At 40.7% G+C, this 19,822-nt stretch carries 17 protein-coding genes and 2 pseudogenes; 16 read left to right on the forward strand and 3 right to left on the reverse strand.

Translation table 11 applies throughout. The annotated features are described in order from the left end of the window. Window positions 1-35: 35 nt before the first annotated feature. Both rpsT and coaA read right to left on the reverse strand, forming a co-directional pair. A complete protein-coding gene (gene rpsT, locus CBI42_RS08170) occupies window positions 36-272 on the reverse strand; it encodes a 30S ribosomal protein S20 (RefSeq protein ID WP_001274000.1) in 237 nt (78 codons plus the stop codon). 67 nt (window positions 273-339) lie between these two features. Further along, window positions 340-1,260, reverse strand: coding sequence for a type I pantothenate kinase (gene coaA, locus CBI42_RS08175; protein WP_094753721.1), 921 nt, complete (start codon window positions 1,258-1,260; stop codon window positions 340-342). Window positions 1,261-1,432: 172 nt separating this feature from the next. On the opposite strand from coaA, the gene CBI42_RS08180 reads away from it, so the two are divergent. The 8 genes from CBI42_RS08180 (at window position 1,433) to CBI42_RS08215 (ending at window position 9,185) form a co-directional block, all read left to right on the forward strand. Then, window positions 1,433-2,023: a class I SAM-dependent methyltransferase gene (locus tag CBI42_RS08180; protein ID WP_094753722.1), complete on the forward strand. Its 591-nt coding sequence runs from the start codon at window positions 1,433-1,435 to the stop codon at window positions 2,021-2,023. Beyond that, complete coding sequence (locus tag CBI42_RS08185; protein WP_094753723.1) at window positions 2,020-3,297, forward strand: pyrimidine-nucleoside phosphorylase; 1,278 nt, start codon at window positions 2,020-2,022, stop codon at window positions 3,295-3,297. The genes CBI42_RS08180 and CBI42_RS08185 overlap by 4 nt, the downstream gene beginning before the upstream one ends. A 19-nt stretch (window positions 3,298-3,316) precedes the next feature. Beyond that, complete coding sequence (deoC, locus tag CBI42_RS08190) at window positions 3,317-3,979, forward strand: deoxyribose-phosphate aldolase (protein ID WP_094753724.1); 663 nt, start codon at window positions 3,317-3,319, stop codon at window positions 3,977-3,979. Then, a complete protein-coding gene (locus CBI42_RS08195; RefSeq protein WP_094753725.1) occupies window positions 3,966-4,355 on the forward strand; it encodes a cytidine deaminase in 390 nt (129 codons plus the stop codon). The genes deoC and CBI42_RS08195 overlap by 14 nt, the downstream gene beginning before the upstream one ends. Window positions 4,356-4,444: 89 nt before the next feature. Further along, window positions 4,445-5,497, forward strand: a complete 1,053-nt coding sequence (locus CBI42_RS08200) for a BMP family lipoprotein (protein WP_094753726.1) — start codon at window positions 4,445-4,447, stop codon at window positions 5,495-5,497. Window positions 5,498-5,639: 142 nt separating this feature from the next. Then, window positions 5,640-7,175, forward strand: a complete 1,536-nt coding sequence (locus CBI42_RS08205; protein WP_094753727.1) for an ABC transporter ATP-binding protein — start codon at window positions 5,640-5,642, stop codon at window positions 7,173-7,175. Next, the gene (locus CBI42_RS08210) at window positions 7,168-8,226 is read left to right on the forward strand and encodes an ABC transporter permease (protein WP_094753728.1); all 1,059 of its coding nucleotides are present in this window, start codon (window positions 7,168-7,170) and stop codon (window positions 8,224-8,226) included. Before CBI42_RS08205 ends, CBI42_RS08210 begins: the two co-directional genes overlap by 8 nt. A 2-nt stretch (window positions 8,227-8,228) precedes the next feature. Beyond that, entirely contained in the window at window positions 8,229-9,185 is a 957-nt protein-coding gene (locus CBI42_RS08215) for an ABC transporter permease (protein ID WP_070842922.1), read from the forward strand. Window positions 9,186-9,219: 34 nt separating this feature from the next. Here the strand turns inward: CBI42_RS08215 and plsY are convergent, their stop codons facing one another. Next, window positions 9,220-9,861, reverse strand: coding sequence for a glycerol-3-phosphate 1-O-acyltransferase PlsY (gene plsY, locus CBI42_RS08220; protein ID WP_094753729.1), 642 nt, complete (start codon window positions 9,859-9,861; stop codon window positions 9,220-9,222). A gap of 135 nt (window positions 9,862-9,996) precedes the next feature. On the opposite strand from plsY, the gene parE reads away from it, so the two are divergent. The 8 genes and pseudogenes from parE to parC all read left to right on the forward strand — a co-directional run bounded on the left by parE (window position 9,997) and on the right by parC (window position 19,774). Then, window positions 9,997-11,940: a DNA topoisomerase IV subunit B gene (gene parE / locus CBI42_RS08225; protein WP_094753730.1), complete on the forward strand. Its 1,944-nt coding sequence runs from the start codon at window positions 9,997-9,999 to the stop codon at window positions 11,938-11,940. A 609-nt stretch (window positions 11,941-12,549) separates the two neighbouring features. After that, a complete protein-coding gene (locus CBI42_RS13535) occupies window positions 12,550-13,482 on the forward strand; it encodes a hypothetical protein (RefSeq protein ID WP_256963670.1) in 933 nt (310 codons plus the stop codon). Window positions 13,483-13,677: 195 nt separating this feature from the next. Beyond that, window positions 13,678-14,412: pseudogene (locus CBI42_RS13260) on the forward strand (DUF6261 family protein). A 92-nt stretch (window positions 14,413-14,504) separates the two neighbouring features. Beyond that, window positions 14,505-15,104, forward strand: a pseudogene (gene fic, locus CBI42_RS08240) (protein adenylyltransferase Fic). A gap of 82 nt (window positions 15,105-15,186) precedes the next feature. Next, window positions 15,187-15,699: a hypothetical protein gene (locus CBI42_RS08245; RefSeq protein WP_094753734.1), complete on the forward strand. Its 513-nt coding sequence runs from the start codon at window positions 15,187-15,189 to the stop codon at window positions 15,697-15,699. Further along, entirely contained in the window at window positions 15,689-16,537 is an 849-nt protein-coding gene (locus tag CBI42_RS08250) for an aminoglycoside 6-adenylyltransferase (protein WP_094753732.1), read from the forward strand. The genes CBI42_RS08245 and CBI42_RS08250 overlap by 11 nt, the downstream gene beginning before the upstream one ends. 1 nt (window position 16,538) lies before the next feature. After that, window positions 16,539-17,039 carry a hypothetical protein gene (locus CBI42_RS08255; protein WP_042751383.1) on the forward strand — a complete coding sequence of 167 codons (501 nt, stop codon included), beginning with the start codon at window positions 16,539-16,541 and terminating at the stop codon, window positions 17,037-17,039. 263 nt (window positions 17,040-17,302) lie between these two features. Beyond that, window positions 17,303-19,774 carry a DNA topoisomerase IV subunit A gene (gene parC / locus CBI42_RS08260; RefSeq protein ID WP_094753735.1) on the forward strand — a complete coding sequence of 824 codons (2,472 nt, stop codon included), beginning with the start codon at window positions 17,303-17,305 and terminating at the stop codon, window positions 19,772-19,774. Window positions 19,775-19,822: the final 48 nt, after the last annotated feature.

A 19,822-nucleotide genomic window follows, 5' to 3' on the forward strand; every position in this document is an offset into this window, starting at 1 on the left:
TTGGGGACAAAAAAACAGCCTCTATGGACTGTTTCTTATTTAGCAAGTTTAGCTGAAAGACGAGCTTTGTCACGGCTTGCTTTGTTTTTGTGAATCAAACCTTTAGTTTCTGCTTTATCGATAGCTGAGCTAGCAGCACGGAAAAGTTCTTCAGATGGGTTTGCCTCGAAAGCTTTGATAGCAGTACGCATAGCTGATTTTTGAGCTGAGTTCTTTTCGTTTTGTTTAACGTTCAATTCAGCGCGTTTGATAGCTGATTTAATGTTTGCCAATGTTCTTACCTCCATATTTACTAACTATACTATTATATCTGAAAACTTACGTTTTGACAAGGGAAAATTATTTTTTTAAGTAAATTTCATCAATTTCATGGTTCTTTGTTTTGTGCAGAATCACTTCCGCACGATTTCTGGTCGGTTCAATATAATTTTGCAAATTTGTGAGATTGATACTAGTCCAGACCTGATGGGCAAAGGATTCCACTTCTCCAATCGGCATTTGAGTAAAGCGATAGTAATAGCTATCAGGGTCGTTTTGGGCTAGGCTCAGCATTTTCAAGAAACGATCGAGATACCAACTCTCGATGTCATCCACTGCAGCATCAACGTAGATTGGAAAGTCAAAGAAGTCAGTAATGTAGAGACGCTCGTTTTGTGGATTTTGAAAGACATTGATTCCCTCAACAATCACAAAATCAGCAGCTTTGATGCTTTGCTTTTGCTCAGGTACGATGTCGTAGACTTCATGAGAATAGACAGGAATATCTACATCTTGTCCGTTTTTGATGCGGTCCAAGAAGTTGAGAAGAGCTTCCATATCGTAGCTTTCAGGAAATCCCTTGCGATTTAAAATCCCTTGTTCAATCAAGGTCTGGTTGGGATAGAGAAAGCCGTCAGTTGTTACCAACTCAACCCTAGCATCTGTAAGTGTACGGGACAGTAGGATTTGAAGTAGGCGACTGGTTGTGGATTTTCCAACGGCAACACTCCCAGAAACTCCAATGATAAAAGGCTGGGCTTTGCTTTCACGTTGAAGGAAAATTCCTTTTGAAAAGGCCAAATCATCCTTGGTACGTTTGTAAATCTGGATGAGATGGGCTAGGGGAAGATAGACATCGGTAACATCCTGCAAGCTAATCTGGTCATTAAAACTCTTGATGGATTCTAATTCCTCTTCTGTCAAAGGAGGTGTTGTCTTCCGATGTAAAGATTGCCAAGTCTGGCGACTGATTTTTTCAAAATGTAAAAATTCGTTGGTCATAAGTTTGTCTTTCTGATTCGATATCTTAGTATAGCATATTTTGGGACTAAAAACATCTAGTATCTTATAGAAAAAGTTTCTCTCGATTAAAACAATAATGACAAACTACATCGTATTGTCAAATTACTTGGAAACGATTTAATATTTCGTTAAATTATGGTAAAATAGTTTCATGAGTAAAATGTATTATGCAGAAAATCCTGACGCTGCTCACGACATTCATGAGTTGAGAGTGGACTTGTTGGGAGAAAAAATGACCTTTTTGACAGATGCGGGTGTTTTTAGCAAGAAAATGGTTGACTTTGGAAGTCAACTATTACTCAAGTGTCTTGAGGTCAACCAAGGAGAAACTGTCCTTGATGTAGGCTGTGGTTACGGACCTTTGGGTTTGTCCTTAGCTAAGGCTTATGGAGTTCAGGCGACCATGGTCGATATTAATAATCGTGCCTTGGATTTGGCGCGACAAAATGCTGAACGAAATAAAGTAGAAGCGACGATTTTCCAGTCCAACATCTATGAACAAGTTGAAGGCACATTTGACCACGTCATTTCCAATCCTCCTATCCGTGCGGGCAAGCAAGTGGTTCATGAAATCATTGAGAAAAGTAAAGCCTTTTTGGAAACTGGTGGAGATTTAACAATTGTTATCCAGAAAAAACAAGGGGCCCCAAGCGCTAAGTCTAAGATGGAAGAAGTGTTTGGCAATTGTGAAATTGTCAAAAAAGATAAGGGATACTACATCCTTAGAAGTGTGAAAGAATGAGAGCAGTTGATTTAATCCAAAAAAAACGAGACGGTCAAGAACTGACTTCGAGTGAAATTGAATGGCTGGTAGAAGGCTATGTGTCAGGAATTGTCCCTGATTATCAGATGTCTGCCTTTGCTATGGCTGTTTATTTCAAAGGAATGACGACTCGAGAAATCTCTGACCTAACTATGAAGATGGTCAAGACAGGGCAAGAGTTCGATTTATCAGCTATTGATGGGGTTAAGGTTGACAAGCATTCTACGGGTGGTGTTGGTGACAAGGTGACCTTGATTTTGGCTCCCCTTGTTGCTAGCTTCGGTGTGCCTGTGGCAAAAATGAGTGGTCGTGGTCTCGGCCATACAGGCGGAACAATTGATAAATTGGAGTCCATTAAGGGTTATCAAGTAGAACGTAGTCAAGAGGATTTCATTAATCAAGTGCAGGATATTGGAGTATCTGTCATTGGGCAATCAGATCAGCTGGTCAAAGCGGATAAGCTTCTCTACGCTCTCCGTGATGTGACCGCAACTGTTGACACGATTCCTTTGATTGCGAGTTCGGTAATGAGCAAGAAAATTGCGGCAGGAGCGGATGCTATTTTGCTAGACGTGACTGTCGGAGAAGGTGCTTTCATGAAGACGGTTGATGAGGCACGCGAATTGGCTCAAACCATGGTGGATCTTGGTAAGGCTGTTGGTCGAAAGACGGTAGCAGTGATTACGGATATGAGTCAGCCCTTGGGACGAGCGATTGGAAATCGTCTGGAGATCCTTGAAGCATTGGAGATTTTACAAGGTCAAGGCCGTCAGGATATTACCCACTTCATCTGTGAATTGGCTCAAATTATGCTTGGCCTGGCAAATGTAAACAAGACAGTTGAAGAAGTTCGCCAACATCTTGAGAATGGTCAAGCACTGGCTAAGTTTGAGGAGATGGTCAAATCCCAAGGTGGAGACTTGGAAGACCTCTATCGTCCTGTCAATGTTACCCATGTGGTGGAAATCCCTGCTCAGGAAACGGGTGTCATTTCAGCTCTTCCAGCTATGGAATTTGGGCTTTATGCTATGAGACTGGGGGCAGGCCGTGCAGTCAAGTCTGATGCCTTGGACTATGAAACAGGAATTGTTTTTGAAAAGAAAGTTGGAGATTCCGTTCAAAAGGGAGAAATTGTTGCAAAAGTATACACAAATGGGAAAATTTTTCCTCAGCTAGTTACAGATTTTCAAAAATATGTTAAAATAAATGATAGCGTGCAAAGTTTACGAGAAATTATAGAAATCATCTCATAAACCGCAGGAGAATCCGAAGATGAAATTAAATAAATATATCGATCATACGCTTTTAAAACAAGATGCGACAGAAAATCAAATTGATTGTTTGCTGTCTGAGGCTAGAGAGTATGATTTTGCCAGTGTTTGCGTCAATCCGACCTGGGTTGAACATGCTAAAAAAGGGCTTGAAGACACAGATGTCAAGGTCTGCACAGTAGTAGGTTTCCCCTTGGGAGCAACAACTTCAACTGTGAAATCTTTTGAAACCAAGGAAGCTATCCAAAATGGTGCAGATGAGATTGATATGGTGATCAATGTTGGAGCTCTCAAAACAGGTAATCTTGATTTGGTTGAGTCGGATATTCGCGCAGTAGTGGAAGCAAGTGGTGACAAGTTAGTGAAAGTCATTATTGAAGCTTGCCTTCTGACTGACCAAGAAAAAGTTGTAGCCTGCCAATTGGCCCAAAAAGCGGGAGCTGACTTCGTAAAAACTTCAACTGGCTTTTCAACTGGTGGTGCGACGGTAGCAGATGTTAGATTAATGCGTGAAACAGTTGGACCTGATATGGGAGTCAAGGCTGCTGGTGGAGCTCGTTCTTATGCAGATGCTCTTGCCTTTGTGGAAGCAGGGGCGACCCGTATCGGAACGTCAGCTGGGGTAGCCATTTTAAAAGGAGAATTGGCTGATGGCGACTACTGAGTTGATTGAACTAGCAATTGAAACCAGCAAGAAAGCCTATGTGCCCTATTCTCATTTTCCAGTCGGAGCTGTTTTAGTGGCGAAAGATGGTAGCACTTATACAGGTGTCAATATCGAGAATGCTAGTTATTCTTTGACTAACTGTGGAGAGCGTACAGCCATTTTTAAAGCAGTTTCCGAAGGTCAAAGAGAATTTTCAGAATTGATTGTCTATGGTCAGACTGAAAAACCAATTTCACCATGTGGTGCTTGTCGCCAAGTGATGGCTGAATTTTTTGAACAAGATCTAAAAGTGACCTTAGTCGCAAAAGATAAATCGACGGTCGAGATGACGGTCGGGGAATTACTTCCATACTCTTTTACAGACTTAAACTAGTCTGAGTCGCTCTCTGAGTGGCACGGTCCTTGAGGCCAACCAATCCATACTTGCAACATCGTTGCACATCTTATTTAGGAGGTTCAGTAATGAACAAGAAACAATGGCTAGGCCTTGGTCTAGTTGCAGTAGCAGCAGTTGGACTTGCTGCATGTGGTAACCGCTCTTCTCGTAACGCAGCTTCATCTTCTGATGTGAAGACAAAAGCAGCAATCGTCACTGATACTGGTGGTGTTGATGACAAATCATTCAACCAATCAGCTTGGGAAGGTTTGCAAGACTGGGGTAAAGAACACAATCTTTCAAAAGATAAAGGTTTCACATACTTCCAATCAACAAGTGAAGCTGACTACGCTAACAACTTGCAACAAGCTGCTGGAAGCTACAACCTAATCTTCGGTGTTGGTTTTGCCCTTCACAATGCAGTTAAAGATGCAGCAGAAGAGCACACTGATTTGAACTATGTTTTGATTGATGATGTGATTAAAGATAAAAAGAATGTTGCTAGTGTAACTTTCGCTGACAATGAATCTGCTTATCTCGCAGGTGTTGCAGCAGCTAAAACAACTAAGACAAAACAAGTTGGTTTTGTAGGTGGTATGGAGTCTGAAGTTATCTCTCGTTTTGAAGCTGGTTTCAAGGCAGGTGTTGCCTCGGTAGATTCATCTATAAAAGTACAAGTTGACTATGCTGGTTCATTTAATGATAATGCCAAAGGTAAAACAATTGCAGCGGCACAATATGCAGCTGGTGCAGACGTTGTTTACCAAGTAGCTGGTGGTACAGGTGCAGGTGTCTTTGCAGAAGCAAAATCACTCAATGAAAGCCGTTCTGAAAGTGAAAAAGTTTGGGTTATCGGTGTTGACCGTGACCAAGAAGTAGAAGGTAAATACACTTCTAAAGATGGTAAAGAATCAAACTTTGTTCTTGTATCTACTTTGAAACAAGTTGGCACAACTGTAAAAGATATTTCTAACAAAGCAGAAAAAGGTGAGTTCCCTGGCGGTCAAGTAATCGTTTACTCATTGAAAGATAAAGGGGTTGACTTGGCAGTAACAAACCTTTCAGAAGAAGGTAAAAAAGCTGTTGAAGATGCAAAAGCTAAAATCCTTGATGGAAGCGTAAAAGTTCCTGCAAAATAATGGATGGAAGTTATTTCTTAGGAAGCGGCCATCGGCCGCTTTTTAAGAGTTGAGACAAAGTCATTTTGTCTCAGTAAAGCTTGCTACTAGAGAAATTAGCAAGTTTTATTGAAATAAAATAAGACTCTGAAAGGAAGAGCACATGGCACACGAAAATGTCATTGAGATGCGTGATATTACCAAGGTGTTTGGTGAATTTGTTGCCAACGACAAAATCAACCTGCACTTACGAAAAGGTGAAATTCATGCACTTTTAGGAGAAAATGGGGCTGGAAAGTCCACGCTCATGAACATGTTAGCAGGGCTTCTTGAACCAACCAGTGGTGAAATTGTGGTCAACGGTCAAGTTGTCAATCTCGATTCACCATCTAAAGCAGCTAGCTTGGGAATCGGAATGGTTCACCAGCACTTTATGTTGGTAGAAGCCTTCACAGTGGCTGAAAACATCATTTTAGGTAGTGAATTGACTAAAAATGGTGTGCTAGATATTGCTGGAGCTAGCAAAGAAATCAAGGCTCTTTCTGAACGTTATGGCTTAGCTGTTGACCCTTCTGCCAAGGTAGCAGACATCTCAGTTGGAGCCCAACAACGTGTAGAAATTTTAAAAACCCTTTATCGGGGAGCTGATATCCTTATCTTTGATGAACCAACGGCTGTCTTGACTCCATCAGAAATTGATGAGTTGATGGCTATTTTGAAAAATCTTGTCAAAGAAGGAAAATCAATTATCTTGATTACCCACAAGTTGGATGAGATTCGTGCAGTTTCTGACCGAGTTACAGTTATCCGTCGTGGGAAATCAATTGAAACCGTCGAAATTGCAGGAGCTACCAATGCTGATTTGGCAGAAATGATGGTAGGTCGTTCTGTTTCCTTTAAAACAGAGAAGCAAGCTTCTCAACCAAAAGAAGTGGTCTTGTCTATTAAAGACTTGGTGGTCAATGAAAACCGCGGTGTCCCAGCTGTAAAAAATCTGTTCTTGGATGTTCGTGCTGGAGAGATTGTTGGTATTGCAGGGATTGATGGAAATGGTCAGTCTGAACTGATTCAAGCAATTACAGGTCTTCGCAAGGTTGAATCTGGTAGCATTGAGCTAAAAGGAGATTCAATTGTAGGCTTACACCCACGGCAGATTACAGAACTAAGTGTTGGGCACGTTCCAGAAGACCGTCACCGTGATGGCTTGATTTTGGAAATGATGATATCTGAAAATATTGCCCTTCAAACCTACTATAAAGAACCACATAGTAAAAATGGAATTTTGAACTATTCAAATATTACTTCTTATGCTAAAAAGCTAATGGAAGAATTTGATGTTCGTGCTGCCAGTGAATTTGTGCCTGCAGCTGCACTCTCAGGAGGAAATCAACAAAAAGCAATTATTGCTCGTGAAATTGATCGTGATCCTGATCTCCTTATCGTCAGCCAGCCAACTCGTGGTTTGGATGTCGGTGCCATTGAGTATATCCACAAGCGCTTGATTGAAGAGCGTGATAATGGCAAGGCTGTCCTTGTTGTCAGCTTTGAATTGGATGAGATTTTAAACGTCTCAGACCGTATTGCCGTTATCCACGATGGTAAGATTCAAGGTATTGTATCACCAGAAACAACCAATAAACAAGAACTTGGTGTCTTGATGGCTGGTGGAAACTTGGGAAAGGAGAAGAGTGATGTCTAAAAAATTACAACAAATTTCGGTTCCCTTGATTTCTGTCTTCCTAGGAATTTTACTTGGAGCCATTGTCATGTGGATCTTCGGTTATGATGCTATTTGGGGCTACGAAGAATTGTTCTATACAGCCTTTGGTAGTCTGCGTGGGATTGGTGAAATCTTCCGTGCTATGGGACCTCTAATCTTGATTGGTCTTGGTTTTGCTGTTGCCAGTCGTGCTGGTTTCTTTAACGTCGGACTTCCTGGTCAGGCTTTGGCAGGCTGGATTCTCAGTGGTTGGTTTGCCTTATCTCATCCAGATATGCCGCGTCCCTTGATGATTTTAGCGACTATCGTGATTGCCTTGATTGCTGGTGGGATTGTCGGCGCGATTCCGGGTATTCTTAGAGCCTATCTTGGGACATCAGAGGTTATCGTAACCATCATGATGAACTACATTGTCTTGTATGTAGGAAATGCCTTTATCCATGCCTTTCCTAAAGACTTCATGCAAAGTACAGATTCTACGATTCGTGTTGGGGCTAATGCAACCTATCAGACACCTTGGTTGGCTGAGTTGACTGGTAATTCGCGGATGAATATCGGTATTTTCTTTGCTCTCATTGCCGTTGCAGTCATTTGGTTCATGCTCAAGAAAACAACTCTTGGTTTTGAAATCCGTGCAGTTGGTCTTAATCCACATGCTTCAGAATATGCTGGTATTTCTTCAAAACGGACTATTATCCTATCAATGATTATTTCAGGTGCCTTGGCAGGTCTTGGTGGTGCTGTTGAAGGTCTGGGAACCTTCCAGAATGTTTATGTTCAGGGATCATCCTTAGCTGTCGGGTTTAACGGGATGGCAGTTAGTCTGCTTGCGGCCAACTCACCAATTGGTATTCTCTTTGCAGCCTTCCTATTTGGTGTTCTCCAAGTTGGAGCCCCTGGTATGAATGCGGCGCAGGTACCGTCTGAGCTTGTCAGCATTGTAACAGCGTCTATTATCTTCTTTGTCAGTGTTCATTACCTTATCGAACGCTTTGTCAAACCGAAAAAACAAGTTAAAGGAGGTAAGTAAAGATGTCTATTACAACCTTGCTCACCCTCTTGGTGTCTTCTATGCTGATTTACTCAGCGCCCCTCATCTTTACAAGTATCGGTGGTGTTTTCTCTGAACGTGGTGGTGTGGTAAACGTCGGCCTTGAAGGAATTATGGTTATGGGTGCCTTTTCTGGAGTCGTCTTTAACCTTGAATTTGCAGAACAATTTGGAGCAGCAACTCCATGGCTATCCTTGCTTGTAGCAGGATTGGTTGGAGGCCTCTTCTCTATCATCCACGCAGCAGCGACGGTTCATTTCCGTGCAGACCATGTTGTCAGCGGTACGGTATTGAACTTGATGGCGCCTGCCCTGGCTGTTTTCTTGGTGAAAGTTCTTTATAACAAAGGACAAACCGACAACCTAAGTCAGACTTTTGGACGCTTTGATTTCCCAGTCTTGGCAAATATCCCAGTTATCGGTGATATATTCTTCAAGTCAACAAGTCTGCTAGGTTATATCGCGATTGTCTTCTCATTCCTTGCTTGGTTTATTCTCTTTAAGACTCGCTTTGGTCTTCGTCTCCGCTCCGTCGGTGAACACCCTCAAGCAGCGGACACTTTGGGAATCAATGTCTACAAAATGAGATATTTAGGGGTTATCATTTCAGGTTTCCTAGGTGGAATTGGTGGAGCTATTTATGCTCAATCCATATCAGTTAACTTCTCAGTGACAACTATTGTTGGACCTGGATTTATCGCCCTTGCTGCGATGATCTTCGGAAAATGGAATCCAATCGGAGCCATGCTTTCTAGTCTCTTCTTTGGACTTTCACAAAGTTTGGCTGTTATCGGCTCTCAATTGCCATTCCTACAAGGAGTGCCTGCGGTTTATCTTCAAATCGCACCTTATGTTTTGACAATTCTAGTCTTGGCAGCCTTCTTTGGAAAAGCAGTCGCACCAAAAGCAGATGGTATCAACTATATCAAATCAAAATAAGCATACAAAAAAACGTCAGTACAGAACTGGCGTTTTATTTTTTAGGATGTTGGTGACTTAGGTTCAATCCCCAAGGGACCAAATTTTCAGTTTTATTTTTGATACGAGCGATATTGTCCTTATGACGAATGATAATCAAACTAGCAAGAGCTAGGATAATAGCGATGAAGAGAGGATCATAGTGATTCAGAATAAAACCAAAAAGTGGAAAAAGTAGGACCCCGATAACAGCCGCGATAGATGCTGTGACACTAGATAGTGAAATCATACTACCAAGATAGAGGGTTCCAAAGAAAACAACTGCTAGGTAGAGACAGAAGACAGGCGCAAATCCGAAAACCACTCCTGCACTGGTTGCGACAGCCTTTCCACCCTTAAATCCTGCAAAGATAGGGAAGGTATGTCCAATAACAGCCAAAAGTCCAAAGATGAGAGGCGAAACACCTTGCAGATGAAACATAATCGGAAGAAGTGTTGCTAGGGTTCCTTTGAAAAAGTCAATCACAAAGGTTGCCATACCAGCTTTCTTGCCTAAAATGCGGAAGGTATTGGTCGTTCCAGTGTTACCAGAACCATGCTCGCGCAGATTGATTTGAAAGAATACTTGTCCAATCCAGAGACCAGACGGAATCGAACCCAGCAGATAGGCTAGGATTAATAAAACTATTGTAATCATACTCCTATTATATCATGAAATGGAGAAGAAAGGCAGAGAATCTCTTCTGAAATTGTCACACCGGAGAAAGAAAAATTTTGCAAAATCCTTGGAAAACCTGTAGAATAGTAAAGATGAACGAATAGGAGGTTCCTTGTGTCAAAAAAGGAAATCAATATTAACAATTATAATGATGATGCCATTCAGGTGCTAGAAGGGTTGGATGCGGTCCGAAAACGTCCAGGGATGTATATCGGATCGACCGATGGCGCTGGGCTCCACCACCTAGTCTGGGAAATCGTCGATAATGCTGTCGATGAAGCCTTGTCTGGATTTGGTGACCGTATTGATGTGACCATTAATAAAGACGGCAGTTTAACGGTTCAAGACCACGGACGTGGGATGCCGACTGGAATGCACGCGATGGGAATCCCAACAGTTGAGGTTATCTTTACCATTCTTCACGCCGGAGGGAAATTCGGTCAGGGTGGCTACAAGACATCTGGTGGTCTCCACGGGGTGGGTTCTTCCGTTGTTAACGCTCTTTCAAGTTGGCTGGAAGTTGAAATTACCCGTGATGGGGCAATCTATAAGCAACGTTTTGAAAATGGTGGAAAACCTGTCACGACTCTGAAGAAAATCGGTACAGCACCCAAGTCTAAGACAGGTACCAAAGTGACCTTCATGCCAGATGCGACGATCTTTTCTACGACAGATTTCAAGTACAATACCATCTCAGAGCGTCTTAATGAATCAGCCTTTCTCTTGAAAAATGTGACCTTGTCTTTGACTGATAAACGAACAGACGAAGCGATTGAATTCCACTATGAAAATGGGGTACAAGACTTTGTTTCTTACCTCAACGAAGACAAGGAGACCTTAACGCCAGTTCTTTACTTTGAAGGGGAAGACAATGGTTTCCAAGTGGAAGTGGCCCTCCAGTACAATGACGGATTTTCAGATAACATTCTATCCTTTGTCAATAACGTTCGCACCAAGGACGGTGGAACGCACGAGACAGGACTCAAGTCTGCCATTACCAAGGTTATGAATGACTATGCTCGTAAGACTGGGCTTCTCAAGGAAAAAGATAAAAACCTTGAAGGGTCAGACTATCGTGAAGGACTAGCAGCCGTTCTTTCTATCTTGGTACCTGAAGAACATTTGCAGTTTGAGGGTCAGACCAAGGACAAGCTAGGAAGCCCTCTTGCTCGTCCCGTTGTGGATGGTATTGTGGCTGATAAGTTGACTTTTTTCCTTATGGAAAATGGGGAATTGGCTTCTAACCTCATCCGCAAGGCTATCAAGGCGCGTGATGCTCGTGAAGCGGCACGTAAGGCGCGTGATGAGAGCCGAAATGGGAAGAAAAATAAAAAAGATAAGGGCTTGTTGTCTGGGAAATTGACCCCAGCCCAGTCTAAGAATCCAGCTAAGAATGAACTCTATCTAGTCGAGGGGGATTCTGCCGGAGGTTCTGCCAAACAAGGCCGTGACCGCAAGTTCCAGGCAATCTTGCCTCTTCGTGGTAAGGTTATCAATACAGCTAAAGCCAAGATGGCGGATATCCTCAAAAATGAAGAAATCAATACCATGATTTATACCATTGGTGCGGGTGTTGGAGCAGACTTCTCCCTTGAAGATGCCAACTATGACAAGATCATTATCATGACTGATGCGGACACCGACGGTGCCCACATTCAGACTTTACTCTTGACATTTTTTTACCGCTATATGCGTCCACTAGTTGAGGCAGGCCATGTCTATATCGCTCTTCCTCCTCTTTACAAGATGTCCAAAGGAAAAGGCAAGAAAGAAGAAGTGGCCTATGCTTGGACAGACGGTGAACTAGAAGAACTCCGCAAGCAGTTCGGCAAAGGCGCAACACTCCAACGATATAAAGGTCTTGGTGAGATGAACGCGGACCAACTCTGGGAAACAACCATGAATCCAGAAACGCGTACCCTCATACGTGTCACCATTGAAGATCTGGCTCGCGCCGAACGTCGTGTCAATATCCTTATGGGAGACAAGGTTGAACCACGCCGTAAGTGGATTGAAGATAATGTCAAGTTTACGCTGGAGGAGAGTGGGGCGTTTTGATTGGAGAAAGTGATGATAGAAAGTATTACGTCTTATATTTTTGGTAAAGTTGCAGATTTTGCTCTTTCATCTTTAATGACAAAGTTGGATATTAAAGATAAAGAAGATAGAAAGAAAATAGAAAAAGCCATAAAAGATTTTAAAAAGCAGCTTACAGATAGACACATTGAAAATCCTTACTATGAGGATGTAATTAGCCTTTGGGAGGAGCATCAAGTTTGTGAAGAACTATTAAAAATTTGTTATAAGCGTTATAGGTCAGATAGTAAATTTAAAAGTTACTCAGAATTCAAAGAGTATCTCTCAGAAAAATTTGAAGAACGAACTGCTGTTAAGGACTTTTCAAATAATCTGATGGATGAATTGAAAAAATGCTTATATGATACAGTAAAGGATACTTCCAATTTTACACAGGCTGATATGGCGGCAATGCATAGTATGATAACTGAGCCAATTATAAATGAAATTCACAAATTGCCAGAAAACAATTCCAGCTTCACTCAGAGGGTTCCAGAAAATAACAAGACTACTCGACAACAATTAGAACAAGAAAAAACAAAAAGTCTTCCCCTCAATAGTGATTTTAATGTTGAGAAGGAAGTAGATGAAATAAAAAGAATATTGCAAGAATATTTTCTTATCGGAAATTATAAAAAGAATCTTCAAAAATTTTTTTCTGATGGGTATAAAAATTATTATCCGGTGAAGAAAAAAGAACAACATTTTACGTTTGACGAAAAATTTACTGCCATTGAGCAACATTATAATGGCGTTGATCAACTTTATGCTATTTTTGAATTTATTATAGATTTATATTCAGAAATTAAAAGTCAAAATAAGTTCGTGAGTTTCTATGTAACTTCTAAAAAATTTAAACAAATAGAAGAATCAGGCTGGATTCCGGAAAATGATGACGAGACAGAAATTTGGAAAGAAACTATTAAGCATATTTCTTTAGCAGATCAGTATGAAGCCTTACTTAAAAGATTGTATTATTCTTTAGATAAAACAAATCATAAACTGATTACTTTAGAAAATGGTAACAAGATCATTGTTGAAAAGAATGCCTATGCCTCGGAAGTTTCTCAGATTTTATCTGAATCGAATATGCAAGATGCGATAAAGGTTTTAGAATATAATCATTTTGCAAATAAGGGAAATATCAATCGTAAGAAAGAGATACTTCTTTCTTTAGCAGGCTATTTGGAGCCATATATCAAGGCATTTGAACATCCTGAAACACTACCTAAAGAATTAAAGGATATTTATAATGAATTAAAAATAGTGTTACAAACAAAAGGGGCTGAAACGGATAAGAAAGGCAAAAAGATTCCTAAGAAAATTGCTGTTTTTGATAATCTTTCTGAGATGTATAACAAAGGAGGGTTAAGACATAACAACGATAAGCAATATCATCTAAATATGAATGATGAGGAATTGGAACAATGGTATGATAATATTTATTCTTCCACCTTGTTTGTGATTCTCAGTCTGGAGATGGGAAGAAATTTGTCTAAGTTGAATGAATTGAAAAAGAAATGACTTCATCCCACACGAATAATCACCTTTCCCAGTTTTTAAACAAGAAAGCCCACCTGAAGAATATCTTATCTGGTGAGAACAACTCAAATCACACATGTGTGTGTTGAGTTATTGGAGTAAAATACGAATATTTAGATATGTTCTGAATTATTTTAGAGCAAAAACTTGAAAACACATCATTGAAAGAGAAGTTTTATGAAAAAAGAATATGGAATCACGAGTTTAACTGTACGCAATTTAGAAAACAACGAATTTTTCCAACTTCTATCTGAGAGCAAGGACGAGTTAGGGGCTTTTACAAAAGCCAATAAGTCTGAGTAAGTTTACGCAGCGAAGCTTGGGGATATGGAAAAACTTCTTGAGACCTTGACTGGTTTGCACCGTTCCAAGGCTAGTCAAACGGTAGCTAGCATGGAAGCGTCTGATCGTGAGCGTGATGATGCGCTTTCTACCTTGACTGGTTTGGTCAAGGCCTTCTCTCGTGTCAAAGAGGCAAGTAGCAAGGAAGCTTACGACAAACTCAGCAAACTTTTCAAAAATTATGCTGGGCTAATGAGTATGAGCTACGAAAAAGAGACAGAAGCTATTAACCATTTGCTAAAAGATACTGACTACCAAACTGCCCTTTCAACCCTGCATTTGAAAACTCATGTAGAAACCTTAACAAAGGCGTAGGCTCAGTTTGAAAAAGCCTATAAGGAGCGCCTGGCTGAGCAAAAAGGAAAGGCACCTATTCAAAATAAGGAAGTCCGTGCGAAACTGCAAGAAATCTATGATTTCCTTGTGGATTTTGCTGCAATCAACGCCTATGTTTATCCAGATAAGACGCAGTATGCTGTTCTCCGTAACCATCTCAACGCTATCCGTAGTCGCTATAAAAAATTAACACCAAAGAAAAGCAAGCAAGAAGCAGTAGCTGAGGAAAAGTAGCTTTCTTCTGAAGAAGTCCCTCAAAGATAGACGAGCTTTTGTAACATAAGGCGAAGTTTTGAAGTTCTAAAAGAATAGAAATGGGAACAAACATGGTATGGGAAAATAAACTAGGCATTACAAACTCAGCCCAGTTGGCAGATGCAGAAGAAAAACTGACAAAAAAACAAGCCGCCCTGCTTTTTCAGACAGGAGCTTTGTTCAAGATGGAAGTTGGCACTTTTTCAGGGCTGTCCGCTATTCACCATTATCTCTTTTCGGTCATCTATGATTTCGCTGGAAAGGTCCGTGATGTCAATAGTGCAAAGGATAACTTTCAATTTGCTCCCCGTATTTTTTTAGAGCAATCCTTACAGTATACTGACAAACTTCTTCATGACAATTTTGATCAAGTGATTGATAAGTACGCGGATATGAATATTGCCATCCTTTCCGTGAGGGGAATGGACGTGCCATGCGGATTTGGCTAGATTGTATGCTTCGTCAGAAGCTGAGAAAGTGGTAGATTGGAACGCCATTGATAAGGATGAATACCTGAATGCCATGAAGCATAGTGGAGTGTAGACTGGAGAACTCAAGTATCTCCTCCTCGATAATCTGACGGATGACCTCACTCAGGCCCGTTTCTTTAAGGGTGTGATGCTTCATATTATTACGAAGGGTACAGCCTTTACCAGACAGGGGAGTTATAAAGTTCAAGTAAAGGTGATGATTATCTTTTTTAGGGAAACAATCGCTAAAACTATTGGAGGTGCAGGATTGATTACGTTATTAATGATACCTTTTTTCCTCGTTCTCTTGGCTATTTTTGGAATTATATATGACTTAATGACCAGTAAAGGTAGAAAAGAGTGTGCTCGCACAGTATCCTTATTTATATTGAACATCCTCGCTATTGGTATCTGTCTATTAGATCTACCCATGGAAAGTAAACCATACTCAGGAATAGGGTTTATCTTATTTTATGCACTTGCTTTCACCCCTTTGATGATTGTTTTCTCACTATATACCCTCTATAGGATTGGAAAACATTATAGGTATTTTAAGAGTAAGTTCGCTATAATACTTCGCTTCAATGCCAGTTTACTTTTCCTCCTTTCGTTAGTGAATCTATTTGTGTTATGGAGAATTTTTAAAACATATCGTAGAAACGATATTACTTTACTTTATTTTATTTTAATCGTTTTAGGAATTGGTTCGACTTTCCAATTGATAGTAGGAGAACTTGAGAAGAAAAGAATACGAATCCTTCAGAAACAAGAGGAGCTAGACAGTTATGAAAAATAACTTAATTAAAGATAGGTGCAGAAAATACAGAAATCAAGAGCAAATGCTGAGATTGATTTTACAGGTGCCCGAAAATATACAAGTAGAAGCTGTCGCCATGTCTGGTTCACGAACTGATACAAAAGCACTAAAAGATGAGTTTCAAGATTATGATGTTGTTTATGTCGTGGACGATTTAGATAATCTGACGAGAGACCTTTCTTGGTTGGACTGGTTTGGCAAACGTATCATTGAGCAAGAGGTTACTCTGGGACATCGCCGTCTTTATCTCATGCTTTTTGAAGATGGTAATCGCATTGATCTAACCCTCTGTCCTAAAGAAGACATCAACGAGTGGGTGGATAGCGAGGCTTGCTTCACTGTTTTAGTAGATGATAAGGGCTTGTTTGAATCCTATTCTCCCAGTCCTCAGCGTTTCTGGATACATCCAGCTAGTGAGACGGATTTTAAAAAAGCCTGCAATGAATTTTGGTGGGTGTCAGCTTACGTGGTTAAAGGAATCTGTCGCCATCAAGTCATCTATGCGACGGACCATCTCTATGGAATCTGCCAACAAGAATTGCTCAAGCTTTTAGCTTGGCAAGTGGCAGCAGATAAGGGAACGGTCGATGTTGGCAAGAACTACAAGTGTCTCTTTAACTATATGTCTGCTGAGAAAGAGAAGGAATTCTCAAATCTGCTGGATTTTTCAAGTGTAGAGAAACTTACTCATTCATTGTTTGCTACGATGGACCTTTTCCACAGAGAAGCTCAAATCCTTGCTCAAAAGATGGGCTTTGACTATTATAAGAAAGTAGCTGAGAAGATGATTGAGTATGCTGAGGAAAGGTTGAGCTAGTATGCTAGATTATGTATTTGCTTTATTTTTCATGGGATTCCCAGGAGTCCAAATTTTAGTATTGGTGTCTTCTATATTTCTAGCTCTTAAAAGAAATAAGTTAAATAAAAGGGTGTATGGATTATTTTTCCCGATTGTTATAACCTTGTGTAATATTTGGCTTATTTCAATAGATCGCACAGAGCTTTTTGATGATGTTTTAAGATTCTATTTCTTTCTAATCTCTTTTTGTTTTCCAATGCTCATTACAGCAGTAATTTACCATGCTCTTCGATTGTCTTCTATCTATTCTCTATTAAGGTGGAAGATGATAGTTATTAGCTTTTGCTACTTAATTGGTTTAGTCTTCCATCTTCTTAATACTATGTATTGGAATGAAGTCTTTCATGGACATCAAAATGTATTTAATGCTTTGCTTATTGGGACCGTTGTTATTTCATTTCTTCCTTCCATATATTTATTTTTTGTACAAAGAAAAGTTGAACAAGTACCTACTAGCTAAATTTAAGTAAACTAAAATGTTTTAACCTGATAAAAATTTTCAAAACTTTAAACTACAGAAAGGATTGTTTGGTTCCTTAAGGTAACTGAACATGGGACTAATTCCCGTAAAATATCTTTTACTGCATAAAAACCTACTCTACATTCTTTGAAAGGAGTTGAACACGCCCTAAATGATGCGTGAAAAAGAAAAATTCTCTTGTGAGCTTTCTTACTTCAAGAATTTTCTATTTTCACTTGGTATTTACGGGCTCTGTATCCTATATGAGTAACATTCAAAACATGTCCCTGGAGGACATTATGGGAGAGCGCTTTGGTCGCTACTCCAAGTACATTATTCAAGACCGGGCTTTGCCAGATATTCGTGATGGATTGAAGCCGGTTCAGCGTCGCATTCTTTATTCGATGAATAAGGATGGCAATACCTTTGACAAGAGTTACCGTAAGTCGGCCAAGTCTGTCGGAAATATCATGGGAAATTTCCACCCACACGGTGACAGTTCTATCTATGATGCCATGGTTCGTATGTCACAGGACTGGAAAAATCGTGAGATTCTAGTTGAAATGCACGGTAATAACGGTTCTATGGACGGTGATCCACCTGCAGCTATGCGTTATACAGAGGCGCGTTTGTCTGAGATTGCAGGCTATCTTCTTCAGGATATCGATAAAAAGACCGTTCCTTTTGCTTGGAACTTTGACGATACCGAGAAAGAGCCGACAGTCTTGCCAGCAGCCTTTCCAAATCTTTTGGTCAATGGTTCTACTGGTATTTCGGCTGGTTATGCCACAGATATTCCACCGCATAATTTAGCTGAGGTCATTGATGCGGCGGTTTACATGATTGACCACCCAACTGCCAAAGTTGAAAAACTCATGGAATTCTTGCCTGGACCAGACTTCCCGACAGGAGGGATTATTCAGGGTCGTGACGAGATTAAAAAGGCCTATGAAACTGGTAAGGGGCGTGTGGTTGTTCGTTCCAAGACTGAGATTGAAAAGCTAAAAGGTGGTAAGGAACAAATCGTTATTACTGAGATTCCTTATGAAATCAACAAGGCCAATCTGGTCAAGAAGATTGATGATGTTCGTGTCAATAATAAGGTGGCTGGTATTGCTGAGGTTCGCGATGAGTCTGACCGTGATGGTCTTCGTATCGCTATTGAACTTAAAAAAGACGCTAATACGGAGCTTGTTCTTAATTATCTTTTCAAATACACTGACCTGCAAATCAACTACAACTTTAATATGGTGGCGATTGACAATTTCACACCTCGTCAGGTTGGGATTGTTCCAATCTTATCTAGCTATATTGCCCACCGTCGTGAAGTGATTTTGGCGCGTTCACGCTTTGACAAGGAAAAGGCTGAAAAACGTCTCCATATCGTGGAAGGTTTGATTCGCGTGATTTCGATTTTGGATGAAGTTATTGCTCTTATCCGTGCTTCTGAGAACAAGGCTGATGCCAAAGAGAACCTCAAGGTCAGTTATGATTTTACTGAAGAGCAGGCTGAGGCTATTGTTACCTTGCAACTGTACCGTTTGACCAATACAGACGTAGTTGTCTTGCAGGAAGAAGAAGCAGAACTTCGTGAAAAGATTGCCATGCTTGCTGCTATCATTGGAGATGAACGGACCATGTACAATCTCATGAAGAAAGAGCTTCGTGAGGTTAAGAAGAAATTTGCCACTCCGCGTTTGAGTAGCTTAGAAGACACAGCAAAAGCAATCGAGATTGATACAGCTAGTCTGATCGCCGAGGAGGATACCTATGTCAGCGTGACCAAGGCAGGTTACATCAAGCGTACTAGTCCACGTTCCTTTGCGGCTTCAACGCTAGAGGAAATTGGCAAACGTGATGATGACCGTCTCATCTTTGTTCAATCTGCTAAGACAACCCAGCATCTTTTGATGTTCACGACTCTTGGAAATGTCATTTATCGACCAATTCATGAATTGGCAGATATTCGCTGGAAGGATATCGGAGAGCATCTGAGCCAGACCATTACAAACTTCGAAACTAACGAAGAAATCCTCTATGTGGAAGTCGTGGATCAGTTTGATGAAGGCACAACCTACTTTGCTGCGACTCGTCTCGGTCAAATCAAGCGTGTAGAGCGAAAAGAGTTCACTCCATGGCGGACCTATAAATCTAAGTCTGTCAAGTATGCTAAGCTCAAAGACGAGACAGACCAGATTGTAGCAGTGGCTCCGATTAAACTGGATGATGTTCTCTTGATTAGCCAAAATGGTTATGCCCTTCGTTTCAATATCGAAGAGGTACCAGTTGTCGGTGCTAAGGCTGCAGGTGTCAAAGCTATGAACCTGAAAGCAGATGATGTCCTCCAATCCGCCTTTATCTGTAACACCTCATCCTTCTACCTCTTGACCCAACGTGGAAGTTTGAAACGTGTTTCTATTGACGAAATTCCGGCAACAAGTCGTGCCAAACGTGGCTTACAAGTCTTGCGTGAGTTGAAAAACAAACCGCATCGTGTCTTCTTGGCAGGAGCGGTTGCAGAACAAGGCTTTATTGGTGATCTCTTCAGTACAGATGTGGAAGAGAACGACCAAACTCTGCTTGTTCAATCAAACAAAGGAACAATCTATGAAAGCCGATTACAAGACTTGAACCTGTCAGAACGTACTAGCAATGGAAGCTTTATTTCAGACACCATTTCAGATGAAGAAGTTTTTGATGCTTATCTTAAAGAAGTATTTACTGAAGCTAAATAAGAGTTAAATTAGTGAAAATAGCGTTAAATCAACGTTTTAACACTTAAT

Origin of the sequence: Streptococcus sp. KR (assembly GCF_002238115.1) — a bacterium.
Classification (GTDB): Bacteria; Bacillota; Bacilli; order Lactobacillales; family Streptococcaceae; genus Streptococcus.

Excerpts from the sequence above, each read along its gene's own strand:
- deoC (WP_094753724.1), top strand. The coding sequence starts at position 3,317 with ATGAAATTAAATAAATATATCGATCATACGCTTTTAAAACAAGATGCG.
- CBI42_RS08185 (WP_094753723.1), top strand. The coding sequence starts at position 2,020 with ATGAGAGCAGTTGATTTAATCCAAAAAAAACGAGACGGTCAAGAACTG.
- CBI42_RS08250 (WP_094753732.1), top strand. The coding sequence starts at position 15,689 with ATGAAAAATAACTTAATTAAAGATAGGTGCAGAAAATACAGAAATCAA.
- CBI42_RS08180 (WP_094753722.1), top strand. The coding sequence starts at position 1,433 with ATGAGTAAAATGTATTATGCAGAAAATCCTGACGCTGCTCACGACATT.
- CBI42_RS08210 (WP_094753728.1), top strand. The coding sequence starts at position 7,168 with ATGTCTAAAAAATTACAACAAATTTCGGTTCCCTTGATTTCTGTCTTC.
- plsY (WP_094753729.1), bottom strand. The coding sequence starts at position 9,861 with ATGATTACAATAGTTTTATTAATCCTAGCCTATCTGCTGGGTTCGATT.
- CBI42_RS08215 (WP_070842922.1), top strand. The coding sequence starts at position 8,229 with ATGTCTATTACAACCTTGCTCACCCTCTTGGTGTCTTCTATGCTGATT.
- CBI42_RS08200 (WP_094753726.1), top strand. The coding sequence starts at position 4,445 with ATGAACAAGAAACAATGGCTAGGCCTTGGTCTAGTTGCAGTAGCAGCA.
- coaA (WP_094753721.1), bottom strand. The coding sequence starts at position 1,260 with ATGACCAACGAATTTTTACATTTTGAAAAAATCAGTCGCCAGACTTGG.
- CBI42_RS08205 (WP_094753727.1), top strand. The coding sequence starts at position 5,640 with ATGGCACACGAAAATGTCATTGAGATGCGTGATATTACCAAGGTGTTT.
- parC (WP_094753735.1), top strand. The coding sequence starts at position 17,303 with ATGAGTAACATTCAAAACATGTCCCTGGAGGACATTATGGGAGAGCGC.
- CBI42_RS08245 (WP_094753734.1), top strand. The coding sequence starts at position 15,187 with ATGATACCTTTTTTCCTCGTTCTCTTGGCTATTTTTGGAATTATATAT.
- CBI42_RS08255 (WP_042751383.1), top strand. The coding sequence starts at position 16,539 with ATGCTAGATTATGTATTTGCTTTATTTTTCATGGGATTCCCAGGAGTC.
- CBI42_RS08195 (WP_094753725.1), top strand. The coding sequence starts at position 3,966 with ATGGCGACTACTGAGTTGATTGAACTAGCAATTGAAACCAGCAAGAAA.